General features: G+C 69.5%; 24 protein-coding genes and 1 pseudogene. 8 read left to right on the forward strand and 17 right to left on the reverse strand.

All coding sequences use genetic code 11. From position 1 onward, the window contains the following. Nucleotides 1–34: 34 nt before the first annotated feature. The 7 genes from ACNAVT_RS30520 to ACNAVT_RS30550 all read right to left on the reverse strand — a co-directional run bounded on the left by ACNAVT_RS30520 (nt 35) and on the right by ACNAVT_RS30550 (nt 5,209). Entirely contained in the window at nt 35–595 is a 561-nt protein-coding gene (locus ACNAVT_RS30520) for a hypothetical protein (protein ID WP_416301314.1), read from the reverse strand. Between the two features lie 14 nt (nt 596–609). Continuing rightward, a complete protein-coding gene (locus ACNAVT_RS30525; protein ID WP_416301316.1) occupies nt 610–1,128 on the reverse strand; it encodes a hypothetical protein in 519 nt (172 codons plus the stop codon). Nucleotides 1,129–1,190: 62 nt separating this feature from the next. Then, nucleotides 1,191–2,927, reverse strand: a complete 1,737-nt coding sequence (locus tag ACNAVT_RS30530) for a DJ-1/PfpI family protein (protein ID WP_416301317.1) — start codon at nt 2,925–2,927, stop codon at nt 1,191–1,193. Nucleotides 2,928–3,060: 133 nt separating this feature from the next. After that, a complete protein-coding gene (locus tag ACNAVT_RS30535; protein ID WP_416301319.1) occupies nt 3,061–3,366 on the reverse strand; it encodes a DUF899 family protein in 306 nt (101 codons plus the stop codon). Continuing rightward, the gene (locus ACNAVT_RS30540; protein ID WP_416301320.1) at nt 3,255–3,785 is read right to left on the reverse strand and encodes a nuclear transport factor 2 family protein; all 531 of its coding nucleotides are present in this window, start codon (nt 3,783–3,785) and stop codon (nt 3,255–3,257) included. Before ACNAVT_RS30540 ends, ACNAVT_RS30535 begins: the two co-directional genes overlap by 112 nt. 33 nt (nt 3,786–3,818) lie before the next feature. Beyond that, the gene (locus tag ACNAVT_RS30545) at nt 3,819–4,526 is read right to left on the reverse strand and encodes a DJ-1/PfpI family protein (RefSeq protein WP_416301322.1); all 708 of its coding nucleotides are present in this window, start codon (nt 4,524–4,526) and stop codon (nt 3,819–3,821) included. 116 nt (nt 4,527–4,642) lie between these two features. Then, nucleotides 4,643–5,209: a dihydrofolate reductase family protein gene (locus ACNAVT_RS30550; protein ID WP_416301324.1), complete on the reverse strand. Its 567-nt coding sequence runs from the start codon at nt 5,207–5,209 to the stop codon at nt 4,643–4,645. Between the two features lie 152 nt (nt 5,210–5,361). Between ACNAVT_RS30550 and ACNAVT_RS30555 the strand changes: the two genes are divergently transcribed. Further along, nucleotides 5,362–6,324, forward strand: coding sequence for a GlxA family transcriptional regulator (locus tag ACNAVT_RS30555; protein ID WP_416301326.1), 963 nt, complete (start codon nt 5,362–5,364; stop codon nt 6,322–6,324). A 238-nt stretch (nt 6,325–6,562) separates the two neighbouring features. Here the strand turns inward: ACNAVT_RS30555 and ACNAVT_RS30560 are convergent, their stop codons facing one another. Next, nucleotides 6,563–7,201 carry a hypothetical protein gene (locus ACNAVT_RS30560; RefSeq protein WP_416301327.1) on the reverse strand — a complete coding sequence of 213 codons (639 nt, stop codon included), beginning with the start codon at nt 7,199–7,201 and terminating at the stop codon, nt 6,563–6,565. Nucleotides 7,202–7,383: 182 nt separating this feature from the next. Between ACNAVT_RS30560 and ACNAVT_RS30565 the strand changes: the two genes are divergently transcribed. From ACNAVT_RS30565 to ACNAVT_RS30575, 3 genes are all read left to right on the forward strand, one after another. Then, nucleotides 7,384–9,483 (forward strand): sensor histidine kinase, encoded by a 2,100-nt coding sequence (locus tag ACNAVT_RS30565; protein WP_416301328.1) that lies wholly within the window; start codon nt 7,384–7,386, stop codon nt 9,481–9,483. Beyond that, nucleotides 9,476–10,126 (forward strand): response regulator, encoded by a 651-nt coding sequence (locus tag ACNAVT_RS30570; RefSeq protein WP_416301330.1) that lies wholly within the window; start codon nt 9,476–9,478, stop codon nt 10,124–10,126. Before ACNAVT_RS30565 ends, ACNAVT_RS30570 begins: the two co-directional genes overlap by 8 nt. A 162-nt stretch (nt 10,127–10,288) precedes the next feature. Beyond that, nucleotides 10,289–10,795, forward strand: a complete 507-nt coding sequence (locus tag ACNAVT_RS30575; RefSeq protein WP_416301332.1) for a nucleoside deaminase — start codon at nt 10,289–10,291, stop codon at nt 10,793–10,795. Nucleotides 10,796–10,830: 35 nt separating this feature from the next. Here ACNAVT_RS30575 and ACNAVT_RS30580 read toward each other — a convergent pair whose 3' ends face one another. From ACNAVT_RS30580 to ACNAVT_RS30605, 6 genes and pseudogenes are all read right to left on the reverse strand, one after another. Then, complete coding sequence (locus ACNAVT_RS30580; protein ID WP_416301334.1) at nt 10,831–11,502, reverse strand: GntR family transcriptional regulator; 672 nt, start codon at nt 11,500–11,502, stop codon at nt 10,831–10,833. A 64-nt stretch (nt 11,503–11,566) separates the two neighbouring features. Continuing rightward, nucleotides 11,567–11,740: pseudogene (locus tag ACNAVT_RS30585) on the reverse strand (hypothetical protein); the annotation flags it as partial. Continuing rightward, nucleotides 11,737–12,045 (reverse strand): hypothetical protein, encoded by a 309-nt coding sequence (locus ACNAVT_RS30590; protein ID WP_416301335.1) that lies wholly within the window; start codon nt 12,043–12,045, stop codon nt 11,737–11,739. The pseudogene ACNAVT_RS30585 and the gene ACNAVT_RS30590, both read right to left, overlap by 4 nt. Continuing rightward, nucleotides 12,029–12,478: a MerR family transcriptional regulator gene (locus tag ACNAVT_RS30595; RefSeq protein ID WP_416301337.1), complete on the reverse strand. Its 450-nt coding sequence runs from the start codon at nt 12,476–12,478 to the stop codon at nt 12,029–12,031. The genes ACNAVT_RS30590 and ACNAVT_RS30595 overlap by 17 nt, the downstream gene beginning before the upstream one ends. Further along, complete coding sequence (locus tag ACNAVT_RS30600; RefSeq protein WP_416301338.1) at nt 12,475–12,831, reverse strand: hypothetical protein; 357 nt, start codon at nt 12,829–12,831, stop codon at nt 12,475–12,477. The genes ACNAVT_RS30595 and ACNAVT_RS30600 overlap by 4 nt, the downstream gene beginning before the upstream one ends. 125 nt (nt 12,832–12,956) lie before the next feature. Beyond that, a complete protein-coding gene (locus ACNAVT_RS30605) occupies nt 12,957–13,328 on the reverse strand; it encodes an ArsR/SmtB family transcription factor (protein ID WP_416301340.1) in 372 nt (123 codons plus the stop codon). Between the two features lie 165 nt (nt 13,329–13,493). Between ACNAVT_RS30605 and ACNAVT_RS30610 the strand changes: the two genes are divergently transcribed. Then, nucleotides 13,494–14,345: an NmrA/HSCARG family protein gene (locus ACNAVT_RS30610; RefSeq protein ID WP_416301342.1), complete on the forward strand. Its 852-nt coding sequence runs from the start codon at nt 13,494–13,496 to the stop codon at nt 14,343–14,345. Nucleotides 14,346–14,469: 124 nt separating this feature from the next. On the opposite strand, the gene ACNAVT_RS30615 is transcribed toward ACNAVT_RS30610, so the two are convergent. Then, nucleotides 14,470–15,420 (reverse strand): LysR family transcriptional regulator, encoded by a 951-nt coding sequence (locus ACNAVT_RS30615; RefSeq protein WP_416301344.1) that lies wholly within the window; start codon nt 15,418–15,420, stop codon nt 14,470–14,472. Nucleotides 15,421–15,493: 73 nt separating this feature from the next. Here ACNAVT_RS30615 and ACNAVT_RS30620 point away from each other — a divergent pair, with 73 nt between their 5' ends. From ACNAVT_RS30620 to ACNAVT_RS30630, 3 genes are all read left to right on the forward strand, one after another. Then, nucleotides 15,494–16,453 carry a DMT family transporter gene (locus ACNAVT_RS30620; RefSeq protein ID WP_416301348.1) on the forward strand — a complete coding sequence of 320 codons (960 nt, stop codon included), beginning with the start codon at nt 15,494–15,496 and terminating at the stop codon, nt 16,451–16,453. A gap of 113 nt (nt 16,454–16,566) precedes the next feature. Further along, nucleotides 16,567–16,971 carry a superoxide dismutase, Ni gene (gene sodN / locus ACNAVT_RS30625; RefSeq protein ID WP_416301349.1) on the forward strand — a complete coding sequence of 135 codons (405 nt, stop codon included), beginning with the start codon at nt 16,567–16,569 and terminating at the stop codon, nt 16,969–16,971. Nucleotides 16,972–17,129: 158 nt separating this feature from the next. Further along, a complete protein-coding gene (locus ACNAVT_RS30630) occupies nt 17,130–18,452 on the forward strand; it encodes a radical SAM protein (RefSeq protein ID WP_416301351.1) in 1,323 nt (440 codons plus the stop codon). Between the two features lie 143 nt (nt 18,453–18,595). Here the strand turns inward: ACNAVT_RS30630 and ACNAVT_RS30635 are convergent, their stop codons facing one another. Both ACNAVT_RS30635 and ACNAVT_RS30640 read right to left on the reverse strand, forming a co-directional pair. Then, nucleotides 18,596–18,967, reverse strand: coding sequence for an ArsR/SmtB family transcription factor (locus ACNAVT_RS30635; RefSeq protein ID WP_416301353.1), 372 nt, complete (start codon nt 18,965–18,967; stop codon nt 18,596–18,598). A gap of 251 nt (nt 18,968–19,218) precedes the next feature. Then, a complete protein-coding gene (locus tag ACNAVT_RS30640; protein WP_416301355.1) occupies nt 19,219–20,076 on the reverse strand; it encodes a class I SAM-dependent methyltransferase in 858 nt (285 codons plus the stop codon). Nucleotides 20,077–20,080: the final 4 nt, after the last annotated feature.

Genomic DNA, 20,080 nt, shown 5'->3' on the forward strand with positions numbered 1-20,080 from the left:
CGACCGGGCGCTCCCGCGCCGGATTCCACCTTCCTCAACGCCGGATACGCTGCGTATACCCGCGCTTGGAGCGCCATGCGTTGGCCCCCAGCGCAACCAGACTGGTGATCAACCCGCAGCCGATCCCGATCGCCATGGCTATCCCGCTCGTGTAGGCCCGCAGTGCCAGGTCGCGCCAGGCCCCGGCGAAATGGTCGGCGAACTCGACCGCGCTTGCGGGAGGGTTGTGACCCAAGGATGGGCCGACGCCCCACAGCAGCTGGTGGATCACTACCAGGGACAGGCCGTACAGAACGCCGACGATCACGAAGTCCATGAATGGCCTGCGACTTCGACGGGCCAGGGCCACACCGAGCCACACAGCGAACGGGGTCAGGGCGAGGATGTAGTAGAGCGAGCCGCTTTCCGGGGCGACGATGTCGAGATCGGCCAATACTGTTCGCGGGACTCCGAGCGCGACCAACAGCAGCGCAAGCCAGGTCGGCATGTCGGTGAGCGGGAACGTACCGCTCACACGGCCTGCACCGGGATGGTGCGAAGGTTGCTGGGGCGGGTTGGTCGCGCTCGGGGTCGAGAATTCGTGTTGCTGGTTCAAGATGGTCCTCCTGATCAGGTCATGGGCGAGCGCCGGGGCTTCGTGGGGACCTTCGGTCTGCGGGTCTGGCCCCATGGCTTGACGATGGCCAGCACTGTGGCCAGGGCCAGGCAGGTCAGCGAGACTGCAGGTGGGAAGAACAGCCGCCAGATCCCGTCGTCCGCTGCCATGCCGGTGAGCAGCTCCTCGCCGTACGTCTCGACGTCCGGCATACCGGGCTGCAGCACGGTGACGATCAGGGTGCACAGGGCCACGTTGAGGACGAACTTGACGGTGACCCACCAATAGCGCAGTAGCCCCCACCTGGTGCCCAGTCCCAGAACGAGGCCGGTGACGAGGCAGAGCAGGCCCGATGCCAGCATCGGCCACACGACGAAGTTCGCCAGCGCGCGGTACGCCAAGCTGCGCAGATCGGTGTCGCCCGCGAACCACCCCGTGCCGATCAGGACTGCCACGATGACGTCGACCCCGATCCAGGCGGCGCTGGACAGGATGTGCACGACCAGCAGTGCCTGTCTCCAGCGGCGGTTCACGCGGATCGTGGGCGTCGTTGGGTGTCGCGGTTGGGTGGTGGTAGCTGGGACCGAGAGCCTCATCACGCGGCCGCCGAAGCGCGGTGGTCGTCCAGCGGCACTGGCCGGCGTGCCCGGCGCCGCTGGACGGCCAGCCCACCGGCGAGCAGGGCCAGGCCGGCCAGCGCCAGGACGACCGGGCGGAGGGTGCGTTCCCAGGGCCAGCCACGGCCAGTGAGCGTGATGTCTCCGGCGGGATACTCCAGTAGTTTGGCCCGCCACGCCGCCGAGGGGACATCGACGTTGGCGGCGATGTCGCGCAGCGGGCCGTCGAAGGCGAAACCGGGCGCCGCGTGCAGATACGTCGGGCGGAGACCGTGCATTGTGGGCGCGTCATGCCGGGCTGCGGCCGCCGCGCCGGGCACCAACAGCCGGTCCAGCCGCGGTGCGTCCGCAAGCGTCGCGCGGGGCACGAACGTCAGCCCGTGCCGGGAGCGGACGGTCGCGGCCCCCGTCGACGTCGCGAGCGTCCGGGCGGCGTAGACGGCCTCGGTGTAGGTGACGAACACCGAAGCGAGCTCGAGCTCACCGACGCCCTCCGTCAGCAGGACCCCGGCCGTCGGCGCATCCCAGCGGTACGACAGGTTCAGCGCGGCGATCGCGTCGCCGGCACCGAAGCGCTGCACGGGAATCGGCAGCGGCGTTCCGGGCGAGTAGTGGCGCCAGCCCACGGCCTCTGCCGCGGCGGAGGCCACCTGCGTGCCGGCCAGGCGCTCGATCACCCGGAGCGTGCCGTCGATGCCGGAGAGCACGCCAGCCGTGCTGACCACTTGACCGTCGTCGACGTAGCGGACGCCGCGCTGCCACCGCACCTCAGGGAAGTCCTTCTCCAGGCCGTCCAGGTAGTACCAGTGCGACGTCGCGGTGTGCCCATCGAGCACCCCGGCCGCTGCCGCGACGCCACCGCCCCAGCACACGCTGAGCATCAGCGCGCCGCCGCTGGCCTGCTGCCGGAGGAAGTCGAGCACCGCCGGCTCGTCGGTGCGCGGCATGGCAGGCACCACGACCACGTCTGCGGCACGGCCGCCGAGCCGGGTCGCCAGGGACTCGAACGTGACATCGGGCACCAGGTCCAGACCGCCGATCAGGGTGACCGGCGTCGGGGTCGGGGCGGCGGTGAGGACGTTGAAGCGCCCCGTGACGGCCAGCACCTCGAACGGTCCCAACGCGTCCGCGACGTTCGCCCCATCGGCGCCGAGCACCACGACCGCGGTTGGCAGCGCCGGGTCGAAGGGACGTGAAGCCGGCGCTGGAGCGCTCGGCGAGGGCGCCGGCGCGTACACGCTTCGTGTGTTCACCGTGGCGACCGCGGCACCGACCGACACCGGCAGTACCGCCAGCGCCAGCACCACCGCGCCGATCCGTACCACGACGCGCGGGAGCCGGTGCCCGAGGTGCGTGTACTCCGACCGCCGCCGCAGCATGACCGCGAGCATCGCGATCACCATCAGCACGTGGCCGCCGGCCATGACGACACCGGCGGAGGCGGCGCCGAACCAGTACGGCACGAGCAGCACGATGAACGGCGCGTACATCGCGGTGGTCATCTCGCCGATGCCGGCCCACCCGTGGCCGCGGACCCGCATCCACACCGCCATGCCGATGGCCATATCGGTAGCCATCGTCAGCGTGTGCACGTCCGGTTGCCCGATCGCGGCGGGCAGTGCCAGCGCCCACAGTGGTCCGAGTGCGAACATGCCGGCCAGCATGGCCACGACCATCTCGAGGAGATGGACGCAGAACCGGAAGACGGGTTGCATCGGGGTCTCCAAACAGTTGATGGGGGGGCGTCGTGTCTCGGCCGGGCCGCCGTTTGGTGCGTCGGTCGTGCGCTGGCTGGGGCGCCGTTCGGGACGGCCTGGCACCTGTGCCGATGCCGTCGGCAGCGGCCCGTCAGTGATGGTTGCCGTGCCGGCCGAGAGACTCCACGGGGGTCGCGCCGGGGCGTGTCCACTGCGGTACGGGGCGGCTGGTCGGGCCCCAGGTGGCGGTCCCGTCCGCGTCCGAGCGCCAGTACCAGCACGAGTTCCGTCCCTCGAGCCAGCCCTCGGGGCTGTCTTCCCACGCCTCGCCGCGGCCGTAGGGCGTCATGTCGAGCAGGGCGAGGGACCCGTTGATCGGCTCGTTGCCACGGCCCGTCGTGGAGTAGGTGAGGAACACGCGGTCGCCACCGCGCAGGAAGCACGTGACGTGACCCATGCTGTCGCCGACCGACCCGCGTCACTGTCCTGCCGGGGGCCGGAAAGCACCGATCGGGCTGAGCTGAATGCCGGCGAGCTGCCACCGATCGCCCACGCGGACGGCGATGTGCATCGCACGGAACTGCCCGTCCGACGGCTGCCCACGGTGACCGGCCTGCTGGGTGTGCCGTCCGATGCGACGGCCGCATCATCGTACGAGCGCACCGCGACCTCGTCCCAGGTGAGCGACGCGGTGATCAGGTCGCCGGTCCGGTACCGGTCCGGCCACTGCTGCTTGTCCAGGACGAAGCCCAGTGGCCCGACCAGCGCGAAGTCGGCGACGGTGAGCGCCTCGAGCGTCTCGACGTCAGCGCGCTGCTCGGCTTCGGCCCAGCGCCGCCCCAGCTCAAGGATCTCGGTAGTGGTCGAGTCGGTCATGACAACTCCTTCCGCTTTGGCAACATGCACGGATTACGTGCCGGTGCGCACGAAGTCGATCAGTCGATTCCAGGCGATCCGCGGCTTGACCAGCGTCTGTTTGAAGTCCGTCCGATCGTCGAGCAGCTGCTTGGCACGCATGCGGACCGGCTCGGACGCCTTGCTCATGTGGCCGGCGTCGAACGGCGGCTGCGGGTCGTATTCGATGGCCAGTTGGATCGCCTCGGCCAGCTCTCGTCCGGCGATCTCGCCGACCAGCCAGAGCCCCAGGTCAATGCCAGCGGCCACCCCCGCCGCTGTGACGATCTTGCCGGTTTGCACGATCCGCTCGTCCGGCCGGGGGACTGCGCCCATCAACCGCAACGGCCCCATCGCGAGCCAGTGCGTGGTCGCGGGCTGACCCTTGAGGATTCCCGCGGCGGCCAGGATCATCGCGCCGCTGCACACGGAGGCTGTCCACGTCGTGGCTTCGTGCACCGACCGCAGCCAGGCGAGGATCTCCTTGTCCACCATCGTGGTCGGCGTTGTCACTCCGCCCGGCACCAGCACGAGATCGGGCGCGGGCGTCTCGGTGAGGGTGTGCGTTACGCCGAGTAGCAGGGCATCCCCATCGGCAAGCAGCGGGCCGGTTTCCTTGCCCACGAAGCGGACATCGGCGCCCGGCATGCGGCTGAGCACCTCGTACGGGCCGACCGCGTCGAGAGCGGTGGCGCCGGGGTACAGCAGGATCGCGATCTGCATCTAGGCACGCTCCCGTACATCGAGGCTGAACATGACTCCTGCCTCGGCTCGCTCTGCTGCTCCCTGCTGTGCCGGCGTAATGCTGTGAACGCGCGTATGAGGTGCAGGTTCGGCCCTCAGGCGGCGCGTTCGTAGATCAGGAGGTGAACGCCGTCGCCGAAGGTTCGTGCCGAGGCGAGCCGGAGGCGCTTCGTCTCGCTCGTACCGTCGAACAGGCGCTTGCCCGCGCCGACGATGATCGGATACACGAGAAGGTGCAGGGCGTCGACGAGGTCGTGCTTGATGAGCGCTTGAGACAGCTGCGGGCTGCCGTGCACGAGGACATCCCGCTCGTACTGTCCCTTGATCCTGGTGACCTCCTCGACCAGGTCGCCCTTGAGGACCGTTGTGTTCTTCCACTCCGGGTCGTTCAGACTGGAAGAGACGACGTATTTCGGCATTGCGTTGAATCTGTCGGCAAACTCGCCCTCGTATTGCGGCCAGGATGCAGCGAACAGCTCGTACGTGACGCGTCCGAGCAGCTGGGCATCTGCGGCCATCGTCTCGTCCACCTTGAACTGTTGGCCCTCTTGACCACGGGAGAAATGATCAGCCCAGCCCGTGCGCGCGAATTGCTCGCGGCCGCTGGGGGCCTCCACGACTCCGTCGACGGATATGTATTCGGTCACTACCAGCCTGCCCATTCGGTGTGTCCCTTTCAACAGAGCGCATGGGTGTTGACGGGTGGAACCGTATTCGCCGCGCACCTGTGGGGGACAGGTGCGGCGGCCATCATGTCCGAGATTCTGGAAAACGTGTCCTGCCGGACCGCTTCATGCGCTCCTACGATGGCAGGGTGGACGAGCGGCGTGTGGTCGTCGTCGGCTATGACGGCATCGAGCTGGTGGACGTTGCGAGCGTCACCAGCTGTCTTGACATGGCCAACCGGCTCGGCGCGACGCCCGCGTACGCCGTGCGGTTTGCCACGCTGTCCGGCGGCGCGGTGCGCTGTGACTCCGGGCTGGAGCTGTCCGGCCAAGTGGCGCTGCAGCACGTGGCCCGCACGCACACCCTCGTCGTCTCCGGCGGTCTTGGGCACGCCGCGGCCGCCGCGGACCGCATCCTGCTTGCTCAGGTCCAGAGGCTGGCCCGCAGTTCGAGCCGCGTGGCGTCGGTGTGCACTGGTGCGAGCGTGCTTGCTGCGGCCGGGCTGCTGGACGGTCGACGGGCAACCACCCACTGGCACCATACGGCCGAGTTGGCCGCCGCGTACCCGGCCGTGCGATTCGACCCTGCGCCGATCTTCGTGCGGGACGATCACGTGTGGACGTCTGGCGGCGTCACCGCCGCGCTCGACCTCACCCTGGCGTTCGTGGAGGCCGACCACGGCGCCGAGTTGGCCCGATGGGTGGCCATGGGCATGGTCACCTACCTGCAGCGACCGGGCAACCAGGCGCAGATGAGCATGTTCGTGCGTGCCCGGCGCCCCGAGCACGCCGTGGTGCGGCGCGTCCTCGACCACGTCACGGCCAATCCCGAAGCGGAGCTCTCCACCGCCCGGCTCGCCGCGGTGGCCGGCGTGAGCGAACGGCACCTCACCCGGCTTCTGGTCGCCCACGCTGGGCAAACCCCGGCCCGGCTTGTTCGCCAAGTGAGGCTGGAGGCAGCGGCCACCGCCCTGATCACCACCGATCAGGCCGTCTCGTCGATCGCCAAGGCGACCGGGTTCCGCTCCGGCGAAACCCTGCGCCAGGCGTTCAGCGCGTGGTTCGGCATCTCGCCGACGCAGTACCGAACGGTCCACCGTCGGCGCACTTAGGGCTCGCCAGGGACTGGGCTGACGCCTACGGGCTGATCGCGCAGGTCATGATCGAGGCCGCGGAGAAGGCCGAGGCGGTCGACCCCCCGTGGTGGGAGGCGGAGATCGTCAGCCATGAGCGCGATCGAACTCGGACCCACCGGCCCCCGCCGGCCGATGCTTCGGCCGGCTGGGGGCCGGTAGTGCGATCGGCGTACCGCGCGGTGAGACGAGCGGACGTCGACCGATCCGATCCTGCTCAGTCCTGGGCCCCGGTCAGCTCGGGGCGCAGCGCCAGGATGACACCCAGCGCCGCGTAGCCGAGCAGCAGATGCCCGCCGCCGATCCAGTTCGACAACGGCGGACCGAAGATCACGAACGCCGGGACGGTCACGACCGCCCAGCTCTCCGCGACCGTCGGCCACACCCGGGCCAGGCCCGTCCAGCGGCCCGTGAACAGGATCTTGATGCCGATGACGAACATGCCGAGCATCGACAGCGGCCAGAACACGTCGAGGATCATCAGCCACCCGGCGTCCTGGAACGCCGGCACCGCGTGCAGGATGCTCCAGAGGGTGGCGAGGGCCAGCAGGACGTACTCCGCGCGCAGCATGCCCCGGGCTAGCTTCGACGTGCCCGTGGCCATGGTCTTGAACTGGATGGTCAGCAGGGCGAAGACGCCGAGCTGGAACAGGGTGCCGCCCAGGTCCCCGATGCTGGTACGAAAAGTGTCCTCAGGGGTGGTGCCGACGGTGAAGATGGTGGCCGCCCAGGCGAGCGTGCCCACGGTGAGGGCCAGTCCGAGCTTGCGGACGGTGGCGGCGCGCACGCCGGTGGCCGGGGGTGGCGGGAGGGTCGCCGCCGAGCGGGCGGGGACCGGCTGGGTGCGGATCGTCATGGTGTTGTCCTGTGAGTCGGGCGGCCGGTAGGTCGGGCCGCGGTACACCGGGAACTCTGCTGTCCGGCCTGACCCGGGCGGCAGGGTCACGCGCCCTCGAATCGGTCCTCTCCCGTGTCCCGGTCCGATCGGGACCCTTGTCCTCGGGACCTCGGGACGCCCCGGCTGGGACCATTGCTCGCGTGCGGGATGAGCAGGACCGAGCCGGCTGGGCGGCCACGATCGTCGGTGCCGGGTTCGTGGTGGCAACGATCGCGGCCACGGTGGCAGCCGCGGTGCTCGACCTGTCGCTCGGCGCCGGGCGGCGCGGGTCGGACGGGCTGGAGCTGGGCTGGATCCCCGGCGTCGCCGGGCTCGCGCTCGCCGTGCCGGGCGGGCTGATGGTCCGCCGGGTGCCCCGCAACGCCGTCGCCTGGATCCTCTGCGTGACCGGCCTGCACTGGGCGGCCGACGGAACGGCGGTCTCCTGGGTCGCGTACGCCACCGCCCAGGACCCCGTGGCACCCGGCGCGGACGTGGCGTGGTGGATCTACCAGCGGCTCGGCGCGTGGCTGCTGTTCTCGCTGCCGCTGCTGCTGGTGTTCTACCCCGATGGTCGGCTGCCGGCCGGCCGGTGGCGCTGGGCGGCGATCGGCAGCCTCGCGACGACCGCGGTCCTGCCGCTCAGTCTGCTCGCCGTCCCGGCCCGGGTGGGCAACGCCCTCAGCGGCGACGACGGCATCCCGGCCGCCGTCGCCGACCTGCAGATCGACCCGCTGATGCTGCCCGTACCCGACGCGGTGTGGGAAGTCGTCCTGCGCGTCGGATACGCGGCTGTCCCGATCAGCATGCTGGTGCCGTTCGCCATCGTGTTCCGCCGTTACCGGCGGGCGTCCGGTGTGGAGCAGGCCCGCATGCGGTGGTTGGTGTGGGCCGGGCTGGTCGACGTGATGGTGATGCTGTCCGCGCTGGCGTTGCCGGATGCCGCGACCACGGTGTCGCTGTTCGTCGCGGTGGCGGTCACCGGTGCTGCGATCGCCGCCGGCATCCTGCGCCCGCAACTCGTCGACATCGAGCGGCTGCTCGGCGGCACGTTCCTCTACGGCTCCCTGGCGGCCACCGTGGTCGTGGTCGACGCGGCCCTGCTCACCGGCCTCACCGCCCTGCTCGGGGAACGCCGCTCGGAGGAGGGCGCAGCGCTCGTCGCGCTGCTGGTCGTCATGCTCGTGTACGGGCCGCTGCGCCACCGCCTCTGGCTGCTCATCCAGCGGCTCGTGTACGGCCAGCGGCATGATCCGTACCAGGTGGTGGCCGGGCTCGCCGAGCGGCTGGAGCGCTCCGACAGCCCGGAGGAGCAACTGCTGGCCGTGGCGCACGGCGTGGCGGAGGCGTTCCGTTCCCCGTACGTCGCGGTCGAGGTCCACCGCACCGGCGGGCAGGCGTTACTGGCCGAGCACGGCACGGCGCCGCAGTTGACGCAGACGCTGCCGATCACCTACCGCGGTGAGATGGTGGGGCGGCTCATCCTCGCCGCCGACGGACCACGAACCGCCCTCTCACCGCGCGATCAGCGCCTGCTCGCCGACGTCGTACGGCAGGCGGCCGCCGCGGCCCGCTCCAGCTATCTGGCCGGCGAGCTGCAGATCAGCCGAGAGCGGTTGGTGGGCGCGCGGGAGGAGGAGCGGCGACGGCTGCGCCGGGACCTGCACGACGGACTCGGCCCGGCCCTGGGCGGGGTCGCCCTGCGCATCGAGACCGCGCGGAACCTGCTGCGCGCCTCGGGCGGCGCGGACGACGTCGATGGGCTGCTCAAGCAGACGCGTGAGGACGTGGCGGCCGCGCTCGCCGACGTCCGGCGCCTGGTGCACGACCTGCGCCCGCCGGCGCTGGACGACCTGGGCCTCGTCGGTGCCCTGCGGCAGCAGGCTGACCGGCTCCGCGCGGCCGGCCTGACCGTCCACCTGGAGGGTGGCGACCAGCTCGAGGACCTGCCCGCCGCCGTGGAGGTCGCCGCCTACCGCATCGCCTCCGAGGCGCTCGCGAACGTCGCGAGACACGCGAGGGCGAGCACCTGCACCGTCCGCATCGGGACCAGCGGCGACCGGCTGCGGGTCGAGGTACGCGACGACGGCATCGGCATCCCCGATGGCACCCCCACCGGTGTCGGGCTGATTTCGCTGCGCGAGCGGGCGGCGGAGCTCGGCGGGGTGTGCCAGGTAGAGTGCCCGCACGGCCGGGGGACGCTGGTGCGTGCCGACCTGCCGTTGATCAGCGCCAACGCCGTGGAGGTGGCCCGTGGCTGAGGAACCGGTGCGGGTGCTCGTCGCCGATGACCACCCGATCTTTCGTGACGGGCTCGCGGTCCTGCTCGGCTCGGTGGCGGGCATCAAGGTGGTGGGCACCGCTGCAACCGGGATCGAGGCCGTCGAGCTGGCCTTGGCGGAGCGGCCGGACGTCGTGGTCATGGACGTGCAGATGCCCGGGCTCAACGGCATCGAGGCGACGCGCCGACTCTTGGCGGCGGCACCGAGCGTCGGCGTGCTCGTGCTCACCATGTCCGAGGACGACGGCACCGTCTTCACGGCGGTGCGCGCCGGGGCGCGCGGCTACCTGGTCAAGGGCGCAGAGCAGGAGGAGATCGTCCGGGCGATCCACACTGTCGCGTCGGGCGGTGCGGTCTTCGGCGCGGCACTGGCCGTGCGGATCGCGGAGTTCTTCGCCGCCGGCCCCCCGGGTGCCAGCACGGTGTTTCCGGAGCTGACCGCCCGAGAGCGGGAGATCCTGGAGCTGCTGGCGGCCGGACGGTCCAACGCCCAGATCGCCCAGGCGCTGTTCCTGTCCCAAAAGACGATCCGCAACAACGTGTCGAACGTCTTCGCCAAGCTGCAGGTCGCCGACCGCGCCGAGGCGATCGTGCGGGCGAGGGAGGCCGGCCTCGGCCGCTGAAGCTCGCCCTGCACTCTGTCCCGGGACAGACGTGGGTGTCGCCCGCACCGTCGCTATCGACGCTGGCGGCTCCGACGGCCGGGTCAAGGAGGTCGCCGAGCATTCGGGACGCCTAAGCTCGAACGAGACCTGATGGTATACCAAATCTGGTAAGCTGTGCGGATGGAGCGACCCGATCAGCCGCACATCATCACCGACCAGGACCGCGAGTTCCTCCGCCGCTGCGTCGATCTCGCCCGCGAGGCACTTCGAGCGGGCGACGAGCCGTTCGGTTCATTGCTGGTCGACGCTTCCGGGGTGATCCGGTTCGAGGATCGCAACCGGGTCAAGGACGGTGACGCCACCCGGCACCCGGAGTTCGAGATCGCCCGCTGGGCCGCCGCCAACCTCTCTGCCGAGGAGCGGCGCAGGAGCGTGGTCTACACCTCCGGTGAGCACTGCCCGATGTGCAGTGCCGCGCACGCATGGGTCGGCCTGGGCCGCATCGTCTACGCCGCCAGTGCCCAGCAGCTCACCGACTGGCGCAGGCACTGGGGCCTCGGCGGGGGACCGGTGGCGCCGCTGCCGATCGGCGTCGTCGCCCCGGACGTCCCGGTCGCCGGCCCCGACCCGTCCCTGGAAGCAGACATCCGCGCACTGCACGCCCAGATGTACCAGATCGACACGTAGCAGCTGGCGGCCGGTCGCGGGTAGCCGCGGCGCCATCAGCCACCCGAGGCCTGCTCGGCATCCCCGGCTTCGTGCTGGCGGGTCCCGGCCGCCGACCGGTTGGCCGTCAGGTGCTCGGTGACCAGCTCCTCCACCAGGGCGACGTCCCGGGCGGCAATCGCCTGGTAAAGGCCCGCGTGCTGCTCGGCCACGCCGATCAGGTCGTCGTGCTGTGCCAGCAGCCACCGCATCCGGCTGTGCATCGTGCGCGTCAGCTCGCCCAGCAACTCGTTGGCAGCCAACGACGTGACCACGTCATGGAAGTCGGCTGCCGCACGCCGCGCCCGCACCGCATCCTGGCTGCGGGCGGCGGCCAGCTCCACGTCCAGCACCTCGCGCAGCCGCTGCAGGCCGGCCCGAGTACGCCGCTGTGCGGCCAGGCGGAACGCCAACGGCTCGAACGCCGCGCGGACCTCGTCGAGATCGGCAACGTCCGACGCCGTGAACTCCCGCACCACCGCCCACGTGCGCGGCCGAGAAGTCACCAGCCCTTCGGCCACGAGCGTCTTGAGCGCGTCGCGCACGGGAACCCGGCTCACCCCGAGATCCGCCGCCAGATCCCGCTCGACCAACCGGCTGCCTGGCCTGCGGACACCGTCGAGGATTTCGTCACGAAGGAGGCGCGTCACCCGCTCCGACTCCGACTCAAAGCCGTCTGACCGTGTCACCGCTACTCGTCTCCCGCAACCGACGAACCCAGTTGGTATACCATAATCGAACCTGTGGACGAGGGTTCGCGTCGGGTTGGAAGGTGGCGACGAAGCCATAGACCCCGAGTGCGATGACTCCGGCCGCGACCCAGCGCAGGCCCCGGTTTTCTCGCCAGCACTGCCATACCAGCCAGGCGCCGCCGATTTCGGCGAGGGCGGCGAGCAGGAACAGCAGGATCGAGCGGACAACCGTCATGCGTCGGACCGAAGCGTGACTACCTGGCGCTCGCGCTGATCATCCTGTCTGCAGGAGCAGTTGCCGCCGACGCAGCCGGTGGTGTGGCGGCGGTTGCTGGCCCACCACCAGGACAGGCCGGCGAGCACGGCCAGGGCGACGGCGACGCCGGGAAGGAACCGATTGACCGCGGCCCAGCCGGCGCCACCGAGGACCCCGGCGGCCAGCAGCGGCGGCAGCAGGCAGCACGCGGTGCAGGCGGCGCCAGCGAGTCCGGTCAGGCCGGAGGGGAGCAGACGGCGCAGCGGGTTAGCGGGTGTCGGCACGATCGTTCCCTTCAGCGAGTTCAGCAAACGGCAGGGGGCAGCAGGCGCTGACGGCGCAGGCGATCAAGTCGTCGCAGCCGGCTGAGATGGCGGCGCGCAGGGTGTCGCGGATGACGGACAGGTCGGCCAGCTTCTCTTCCACCTCGGCGAGCTTCTCCCTGGCGCGTGCTTGAAGGCCGGTGTCCGGTCGGCCGTTGTGCTGGTGGCGGCCGGCGGCGAGCAGGTCGGCCACCTCGTTGAGGGTGAAGCCGAGGCGTTGCGCGGTCTTGATGATCCGCAGCAGGGCGACGGTGTCGGGCGGGTAGAGCCGATGCCCTCCCGGCGACCGCTGCGGTGAGGTGAGCAGTCCTCGGCGCTCGTAGTAGCGCAGGGTTTGCAGGTTGACCCCGGCCGCGTCGGCGAGCTGGCCGCTGCGTAGTGCCGGTCCGGTCATCGCTGAACCCGGACGGACATGGCCCGCTGGGCGAGGGCATCAAGCACGTCGACGTGTGCCGCCGGTACCCGAACGTCCAGCGTCAGCGAGTGCAAGTCAGGCCGCGCGATGTCGAACGTGAAGAACGTGCAGCAGGACGATTCGCGGGCGGTCAGATTCCGCGCCGCCTTTTCGACCTGCTCCGCGCCGTCGAGATGCAACCGCAGATGCTGTGCTGACAACCGGTCGGCACCCCGGACCGCATCCTGGAAGAACTGATCGAACTCGGCGAGCCGCAGCGGCCGTTCGGCGGTCGGCAGGGCGCACGAATCCGGCACCCAGGAGTCTTCCGTCGTGACATGTTGGTCGCTCATGCAACGACGGTAAGCCTGTACCCAGGTACCAGATGCAAGCCCTGGTTCAGGAACGGACCCAGGCTGCCGAAGGTCGGATACGGTCAGCCGACCATGACCCTTGGGTTCGTCTTCGTTGGTGCCGGTCAGCGGGTCTTTTTCGTTGCTCGTTTGCGGGGCGGTGTCAGCAGGTCGGCGATCGTGGCGATGGCGGAGGGCACCAGTCGGTAGTAGGCCCAGACGCCGCGCTTTTCGCGTTCGAGCAGGCCGGCCTCGGTGAGGATCCGAAGGTGGTGACTCACGGTCGGCTGGGAGAGGCCCAGCGGTGCGGTGAGGTCGCTGACGGACGCCTCGCCCTCGGGGGTGGACTGGATCAGGCTGAGCAGTCGTAGCCGGGCCGGGTCGGCGAATGCCTTGAGTACTCCCGCGAGCCGTTCGGCGTCGGCGCGTTTGATTGGCTCGCCGGCGAGGGGCGAGACGGCAGGTGTAGCTGTTTTCGCAGTTCCCACGTCTTCCATGGTTGCACCAACACCAATCGTCCGCAGGCCCGCTCGCGCCAAGGGGCCGCTACCGCAGTCGTGCGAACGTGCGCAAGTGCGGGGTGATGGCGGTTGGCGCGCGGATATTGTGGTCCGCGGCGACGACCGGTTGCCGCGCCTGCTCGCCGAGAAGAGGTGTCCCTGATGGCCGATGCGCCGATCTTGGTGCTCGCGGCGACCGGCGGTCAGGGCAGCGCCGTTACCGAGGCGTTGTTGGGACGCGGGGCCCGGGTGCGGGCGCTGGTGCGCGACCCGAAGCGGGGGGCGGCTCGCCGGTTGGCTGACCGGGGTGTCGAGGTGGTCGCGGGGTCGCTGGGGGACCGCGACTCGCTGGCCACGGCGATGGCGGGCGTGGGGGCTACCTTCGCGCTCACGACTCCGTTCGAGGCGGGCGTGGATGCCGAGGTGGCCCAGGGGCGGGCGATCTTGGCAGCCGCCGGTGACGCTCGAGTGCCGCATCTGGTGTTCAGTTCGGTGGCCGGCGCCGATCAGGAAAGCGGTGTGCCGCACTTCGACAGCAAGGCACGCATCGAAAGCGAGCTGGCTGCTGGTGACGTCCCCTACACGATCTTGGGGCCGGCGTACTTCTTCGACAACGCCCTCGGCGGGGCAGACCGTATTCGCAGTGGGGTGCTCGATCTGCCACTGCCGGGGGATCGGCCGCTGCAGCAGCTTGCCCGCACCGACCACGGCGTCTTCGCCGCGCAGGTGCTTCTCGACCCCGCCCCCTATGTGGGGCGACGCATCGAGCTGGCCAGTGATGCCCCTACCCCCGCCCAGATGGCGGCCGCGCTGAGCGCGGCACTGGGACGGGAAGTGCGCCATGAGAGGGCGTCGCTGGCAGAGATCGGCAATCCGGACATGCACGCGATGTGGGCGTTCTTGAATGGGCCGGGCTACCAGGTCGACATCGACGCGCTGCACGCCGCCCACCCCGAGATTGGTTGGACCAGCTTCGCCGATTGGGCCCACCACACGTTTGGATCCGTTCCGTGAGCACTCCCGCGCCGGGTATCCATCAGCGGCGCCGGTAGCGGCTCGGCAGGCGATGATGACCACTGAGGCTTGAGTGGGTCGTCGAACTGTACGACCGGTGTCGTGACCAGCCCGGCTTTGCGAGCTACCCGGCCTTTTCATGCCCTTTTGTCTTCGGGTGCTGTTCCAGATTGCGGGCCTGGTCTGTCACGACGGCCAGGAAGGCCGCGAGCGCAGGGGCAGCGGGGCCGTCTCGAAGGACAACGACCAGCCGACGCCCGAGCTTCGCGTCGGCGATGTCACGGATCGCCACGGCTGGGTCTGCTGCGGGCAGTGCCAGCGCCGGCAGTAGCGCGACGGCTCCGGTGGTGCGCACGAGTTCGAGCTGGACGTCCGCGTCGTTGGACCGGTGGCGCACGTCGGGTTCGTAGCCGCCAATGGACCGGCAGCTTCCCACGACCATGTCGTGATGGCCGGTGCCCGCGTCGGAGGCCACCCAGACCTCGTCCCGCAGCGTGGACAATGCGATCGGTCCTCCATGCTTGGCCAGCCGATGCCCGGGTGACAAGGCCAGTTTCAGTGGCTCCTCGTGCAGTAGCGCGAACCGCAGCCCTGCCGGCCGGGGGCGTGGGTGACCGTCGTACTCGTCGCTGATCACCAGGTCGACCGCTCCGAGCCGCAGTCCCGGTAGCGCCTGTTCGAGTTCGAGCTCGGAGACCTCGGTGCGTACCTGCGGGTGTTTGACCATCATGCGGGCCACTGCGGGAACCAGCAGGCGACGAGCCGCTGACTGCAGACCGCCGGCGCGCACGGTGCCTCGCACCTCACCGGCCAGTGCGGCGAGGTCCGCTGACGCCGCCTCGGCTGCTGCCAGCAGGACTCGGGCGTGCTGTGCGAGTAGACGCCCGGCGTCGGTGAGCCGTACACCACGGCCGGCCTTTTCGAGCAGGCGCGCGCCGACCTCCTTCTCCAGAACGCTCAACTGTTGGGACACCGCGGAAGGGCTGTAGCCGAGGGCCAGGGCCACCGCGCCCAGGGTCCCTCGTTCCTCGAGCTCGCGGAGCAGCCGGAGCCGACGAAGATCCAGCGTGGCCATGCATAAATGCTAACGAATCAGGTCCATGTATCGTCACTGGACCTGCAGGGTTGGAGCGTCGATTCTCTAGGACATGGGTCCCGCCTTGTGCCTTCTGTCAGCGGCGTGCTTCGGCGCCATGGCGATCTTCGGGAAGCTCGCGTACGCCGCGGGTGTCTCGCCTGGAGCGCTGCTTCTGGTGCGCTTCGGATTTGCCGCTGGCCTGCTGGCGATGCTGCTGTTCCTGCGACCGGGTCTGCGGCGCGAACCCGCGAGCCCCGACGGAAGGAGGGGGCCCGTCCGAGTAACTCTGGGTCTGCTGGTGGCGGCGCTCGGCCTGGGCGCCGTCGGGTACGCCACCCAGGCGTCCCTGTATTTCGCGGCCTTGGAGCTGATGGACGCCTCGCTGCTGTCCCTGATCTTCTACACCTACCCGCTGCTGGTCACCCTCACGGCCGTTCTGCTGGGTCGGGACCGCCTGTCACCCGGTCGCTGCGCCGCACTGGTGGCTGCCTCCTGCGGGACGCTGCTCGTCCTTCTCGGTACCGGCGGTGTGGACTTCCACCCGCTCGGGGCGGCCCTGGCGTTCGGCGCCGCTCTCACATATACCGGCTACATCCTGGTTGCTGACATCGTCGTGCACCGGCTGCCACCGGTGATGCTGTCCGCGTTGGTGATGTCAGGAGCTGCCCTCACCCTGGGCGCAGGCGCTCTCGTGACGGGCGGTATCGACCTCAGCTTCGGCCTGCAGGGATGGTTCTGGCTCGCATGCATCGCGGTCGTGTCCACCGTCTTGGCGATGCTGACCTTCTTCGCCGGACTGCGGCGGACGGGCCCTTCGACCGCAGCCATTCTGTCGATGTTCGAACCGGTCGTCACCACGGCGCTGGCGGCGCTCACGCTCGACGAGCTCCTCACCCCCGTGCAGATGACAGGTGGCCTGCTCGTCCTGTCGTCCGTGGCCGCCCTGCAGATGCAACGGAGACACGCCCGGGCGCCCCGGCACCGTGCCACGCCGGTTGCCGACCGGCCCGGCCTTGCTTCACGAGCTTGACGTGAAGTCAGGTTGAGGTTCTAGCGTCGTGTTGTGGATCAAGGAGCGATGCGGATCCGATGATCAGAGGCGGCGGGACCGGCGCCGCCAGCATCGCCAACGAAAGGAATCTGATGCGACTGGCGCACCTTCTTCGCCCCCGCACCGTCGTGAGCGCCCACTGCGATCTTCCCTGTGGGGTCTACGATCCGGCCCAAGCTCGGATCGAGGCTGAGTCGATCAAGGCCGTCTGCGAGAAATACCAGGCCAGCGACGATGCGGCGTTCCGTACCCGGGCGTTGATCATCAAGGAGCAGCGGGCTGAGCTGGTCAAGCACCACCTCTGGGTGCTCTGGACCGACTACTTCAAGACGCCGCACTTCGAGAAGTACCCCGATCTGCACACGCTCTTCAACGAGGCCACCAAGTTGGCCGGAGCCAGCGGTGCGAAGGGCTCCGCCGACCCGGGTGTAGCAGATCTGCTCCTCGCGAAGATCGAGCAGATTTCGAAGATCTTCTGGGAAACCAAGCAGAACTGAACCTCAGCCACCCAGGGGTGCCTGGCCGGTCATGCCGGCCAGGCACCCCTGGGAGCCAGAACCGCGGGCTTCCAGCCCAACTATGATCGGACAGCCAGCTCCTCATCTGCCTCGCCTCGCCGACGAGGCCCTTCACGTAACCCGTTCAGGAGGGGCGCATGCAATCGCGTACCGATCTCATCGAAGAACTCATGGGGCGGTTTCCTCGCGTGCCGCGCGAGGCGGTGATCAAGGAGGACCTGCTGCGCGGTGGACTGGCCTTCGACGACTCGGCGCTGACGGACAACGAGAGCGGTGAAGTCAAGCCCAAGTCGTACTTCATCTTCTCGTTCGATCACCGGACACTGCCCGAGTTGGGTGCTGCCGCCCTGCGCCGGCCGCCGGAGGAGATCGTGCTCACCGGGGGCCCGTACGGACTTCGCCGTACGGTGGTGTCGGTCCGCACCAACCCCGACTCGCCGTACCGGGTCAGACCCGACGGCGACGGGCAGCTCATGCTCTTCCTCGACGGACGGGCGATCGGCGAGGTGGGACTGCCCCCGATGCCGGACTACTACCGGCACACACTCGGCAACGGCAAGTCGGTGATGGAGGTTGCCCCCACGATCCAGTGGGGCTACCTCATCTACCTGACCGCGTTCCGGGTCTGTCAGTACTTTGGTGCCAAGGAGGAGTGCCAGTACTGCGACATCAACCACAACTGGCGCCAGCACAAGCAGGCCGGGCGCCCGTACACCGGCGTCAAGCCCGTGGACGAGGTCCTCGAAGCGCTGGCGATCATCGACAGGTACGACACGGCTCGTACCTCACAGGCGTACACGCTCACCGGCGGCAGCATCACGTCGAAGGTCGACGGGCTGGGCGAGGCCGACTTCTACGGCCGCTACGCACAGGCGATCGAGGAGCGGTTCCCTGGCCGGTGGATCGGCAAGGTGGTCGCCCAGGCTCTGCCGCGGGCCGACGTGCAGCGCTTCCACGACTACGGGATCCGGATCTACCACCCGAACTACGAGGTGTGGGACAAGCGGCTCTTCGAGCTCTACTGCCCGGGCAAGGAGCGGTACGTGGGCCGGGAGGAGTGGCACCGGCGCATCCTCGACTCCGCCGAGGTCTTCGGACCGCGCAACGTCATCCCGAACTTTGTCGCCGGCGTCGAAATGGCCGCCCCGCACGGCTTCACCAGCGTGGACGAGGCGATCGACTCGACCGCCGAGGGCCTGCAGTACTTCATGTCCCGCGGGATCACCCCGCGGTTCACCACCTGGTGCCCGGAGCCGACCACCCCCCTCGGCCGGGCCAACCCGCAGGGCGCGCCGCTCGAGTACCACATCCGGCTTCTGGAGATCTACCGGGCGGTCATGGAGGCGAACGGCCTGTCCAGCCCGCCCGGGTACGGCCCTGCCGGCCCCGGCCAGGCGGTCTTTTCGGTCAGCTCGTTCATGGACAGTCTGCCCGCCGAATCGGCCGTACCTCAAAGCTGAACGAGACCCACCTCCAGACCACCGTCCCCCGGCCGCTCGCGCCCCGATCCGTCACCTGTCGGCGTGGTCGAGCTGGCCGTGATCAGGGCGGACGCCATTGCTGGCAGCCGCTGGACCGGGTGCAGGCCTTTCGACGGTGCCGCTCAGCGGGTCTTCTTCGTCGCCCGTTTGCGGGGCGGCGTCAACAGGTCGGCGATCGTCGCGATGGCGGAGGGCACCAGGCGGTAGTAGGCCCAGACGCCGCGCTTGTCGCGTTCGAGCAGGCCGGCCTCGGTGAGGATCCGAAGGTGGTGACTCACGGTCGGCTGGGAGAGACCCAGTGGCGCGGTGAGGTCGCTGACGGACGCCTCGCCCTCGGGGGCGGACTGGATCAGGCTGAGCAGTCGGAGCCGGGCCGGGTCGGCGAATGCCTTGAGTACTCCCGCGAGCCGCTCGGCGTCGGCGCGTTTGATCGGCTCGCCGGCAAGGGGCGAGACGGCAGGTGTAGCTGTTTTCGCAGTTCCCACGTCTTCCATCGTTGCACCAACACCATCGATAGGTCGGTGGAACCAGGACTCGGTAACCATCAGTTTCCGGGTAGGGAGCCGTGCTGGCTTGCGGCGGCCGTGTCGGCGACCGGATGGCGAGTGCCGCCATCGGTCGAGCGGGGTGCGGATCTTGGGCCAATCGGCATGATGATCTGCGGACGGAGGGAGGTGCCGGGGGAGTCGCCCGCAGACCATCGCCGAGGACGTCGCCCGGCACCACGAGGTCTTCGCCGACGCGCTCAGCGAGCTGCTGGCCCGAACGGCTCGCGCGTTACCGCTCCGGGCCCGAAGCGAAGGCGAACCACACCACTACGGCGGCCGCGGATAAAAGGTATCCGGTGGACGTTGGGCGGCAGCCATGCCAACGGTCCCCGACCGGGCGGAGAGCGCACCTCGGAAACATTTGAAATGTTCGGATGCAACCCACGAAGGCTCTGCCAGTCCGCCGAGTTGATGCACCAATGCAGCTCTGGCGGGTGATAGCCCGACGCCCTGGTGCTGGCCCGCCGCACCGCACGCGCCATCCACGGGGCAAGCGTGTCGAGAACCATCACGCCTGCGGGAAACCTCTCGGCACAGGCCCGCAGCAACCGGTGCACGTCATCGGGCTGAAAGTACATGAGCAGTCCCTGCGCGGTGATCAGGACGCCCTTGCTGGAATCGACCTCAGCCAGCCAGGCCAGGTCGAAAGCCGAGCCGGCATACACCTTTTGGCGGTCGCTGCGGGGCAGCAGCCTCTCCCGCAACCGCACGGACGCGGGCAGGTCGACCGTGAGCCACCGCACGAGTTCGTTGTCGACTCGCCAGAACTGAGTCTCAAGCCCTTCGCCGAGGGCGACCACCGTGCCTGCGGGATGTTCAACCAGAAAGTCCCCGACGGCAGCATCAAAGCAGCGGACTCTCAGCGCGAGCAGTTGAGTCTGAGTGCGGAAGCCCTCGCCGAATCGCTCGGCGAACGGAAAGTCGATGCGCGTGATCAGGTCGACGGCCCTCGGATCGGCGAACATCGCGTCGTGCCGTGTCGTCTCCAGGACACGATGATGCAGCGTCCACAACGCCGTCTCGGGGACGCCGTCAAGCTGCGGCGCGGTGGCCATGCTC

The organism is Micromonospora sp. SL4-19, assembly GCF_047921475.1.
Taxonomy (GTDB): Bacteria; Actinomycetota; Actinomycetes; order Mycobacteriales; family Micromonosporaceae; genus Micromonospora.

What these genes read in the sequence shown, in the direction of transcription:
- ACNAVT_RS30530 (WP_416301317.1), bottom strand. Translation starts at nt 2,927, where the DNA reads ATGCAACCCGTCTTCCGGTTCTGCGTCCATCTCCTCGAGATGGTCGTG.
- ACNAVT_RS30535 (WP_416301319.1), bottom strand. Translation starts at nt 3,366, where the DNA reads ATGGGTCACGTCACGTGCTTCCTGCGCGGTGGCGACCGCGTGTTCCTC.
- ACNAVT_RS30540 (WP_416301320.1), bottom strand. Translation starts at nt 3,785, where the DNA reads ATGACCGACTCGACCACTACCGAGATCCTTGAGCTGGGGCGGCGCTGG.
- ACNAVT_RS30545 (WP_416301322.1), bottom strand. Translation starts at nt 4,526, where the DNA reads ATGCAGATCGCGATCCTGCTGTACCCCGGCGCCACCGCTCTCGACGCG.
- ACNAVT_RS30550 (WP_416301324.1), bottom strand. Translation starts at nt 5,209, where the DNA reads ATGGGCAGGCTGGTAGTGACCGAATACATATCCGTCGACGGAGTCGTG.
- ACNAVT_RS30560 (WP_416301327.1), bottom strand. Translation starts at nt 7,201, where the DNA reads ATGACGATCCGCACCCAGCCGGTCCCCGCCCGCTCGGCGGCGACCCTC.
- ACNAVT_RS30575 (WP_416301332.1), top strand. Translation starts at nt 10,289, where the DNA reads ATGGAGCGACCCGATCAGCCGCACATCATCACCGACCAGGACCGCGAG.
- ACNAVT_RS30595 (WP_416301337.1), bottom strand. Translation starts at nt 12,478, where the DNA reads ATGACCGGACCGGCACTACGCAGCGGCCAGCTCGCCGACGCGGCCGGG.
- ACNAVT_RS30600 (WP_416301338.1), bottom strand. Translation starts at nt 12,831, where the DNA reads ATGAGCGACCAACATGTCACGACGGAAGACTCCTGGGTGCCGGATTCG.
- ACNAVT_RS30605 (WP_416301340.1), bottom strand. Translation starts at nt 13,328, where the DNA reads ATGGAAGACGTGGGAACTGCGAAAACAGCTACACCTGCCGTCTCGCCC.
- ACNAVT_RS30610 (WP_416301342.1), top strand. Translation starts at nt 13,494, where the DNA reads ATGGCCGATGCGCCGATCTTGGTGCTCGCGGCGACCGGCGGTCAGGGC.
- ACNAVT_RS30615 (WP_416301344.1), bottom strand. Translation starts at nt 15,420, where the DNA reads ATGGCCACGCTGGATCTTCGTCGGCTCCGGCTGCTCCGCGAGCTCGAG.
- ACNAVT_RS30620 (WP_416301348.1), top strand. Translation starts at nt 15,494, where the DNA reads ATGGGTCCCGCCTTGTGCCTTCTGTCAGCGGCGTGCTTCGGCGCCATG.
- sodN (WP_416301349.1), top strand. Translation starts at nt 16,567, where the DNA reads ATGCGACTGGCGCACCTTCTTCGCCCCCGCACCGTCGTGAGCGCCCAC.
- ACNAVT_RS30630 (WP_416301351.1), top strand. Translation starts at nt 17,130, where the DNA reads ATGCAATCGCGTACCGATCTCATCGAAGAACTCATGGGGCGGTTTCCT.
- ACNAVT_RS30635 (WP_416301353.1), bottom strand. Translation starts at nt 18,967, where the DNA reads ATGGAAGACGTGGGAACTGCGAAAACAGCTACACCTGCCGTCTCGCCC.
- ACNAVT_RS30640 (WP_416301355.1), bottom strand. Translation starts at nt 20,076, where the DNA reads ATGGCCACCGCGCCGCAGCTTGACGGCGTCCCCGAGACGGCGTTGTGG.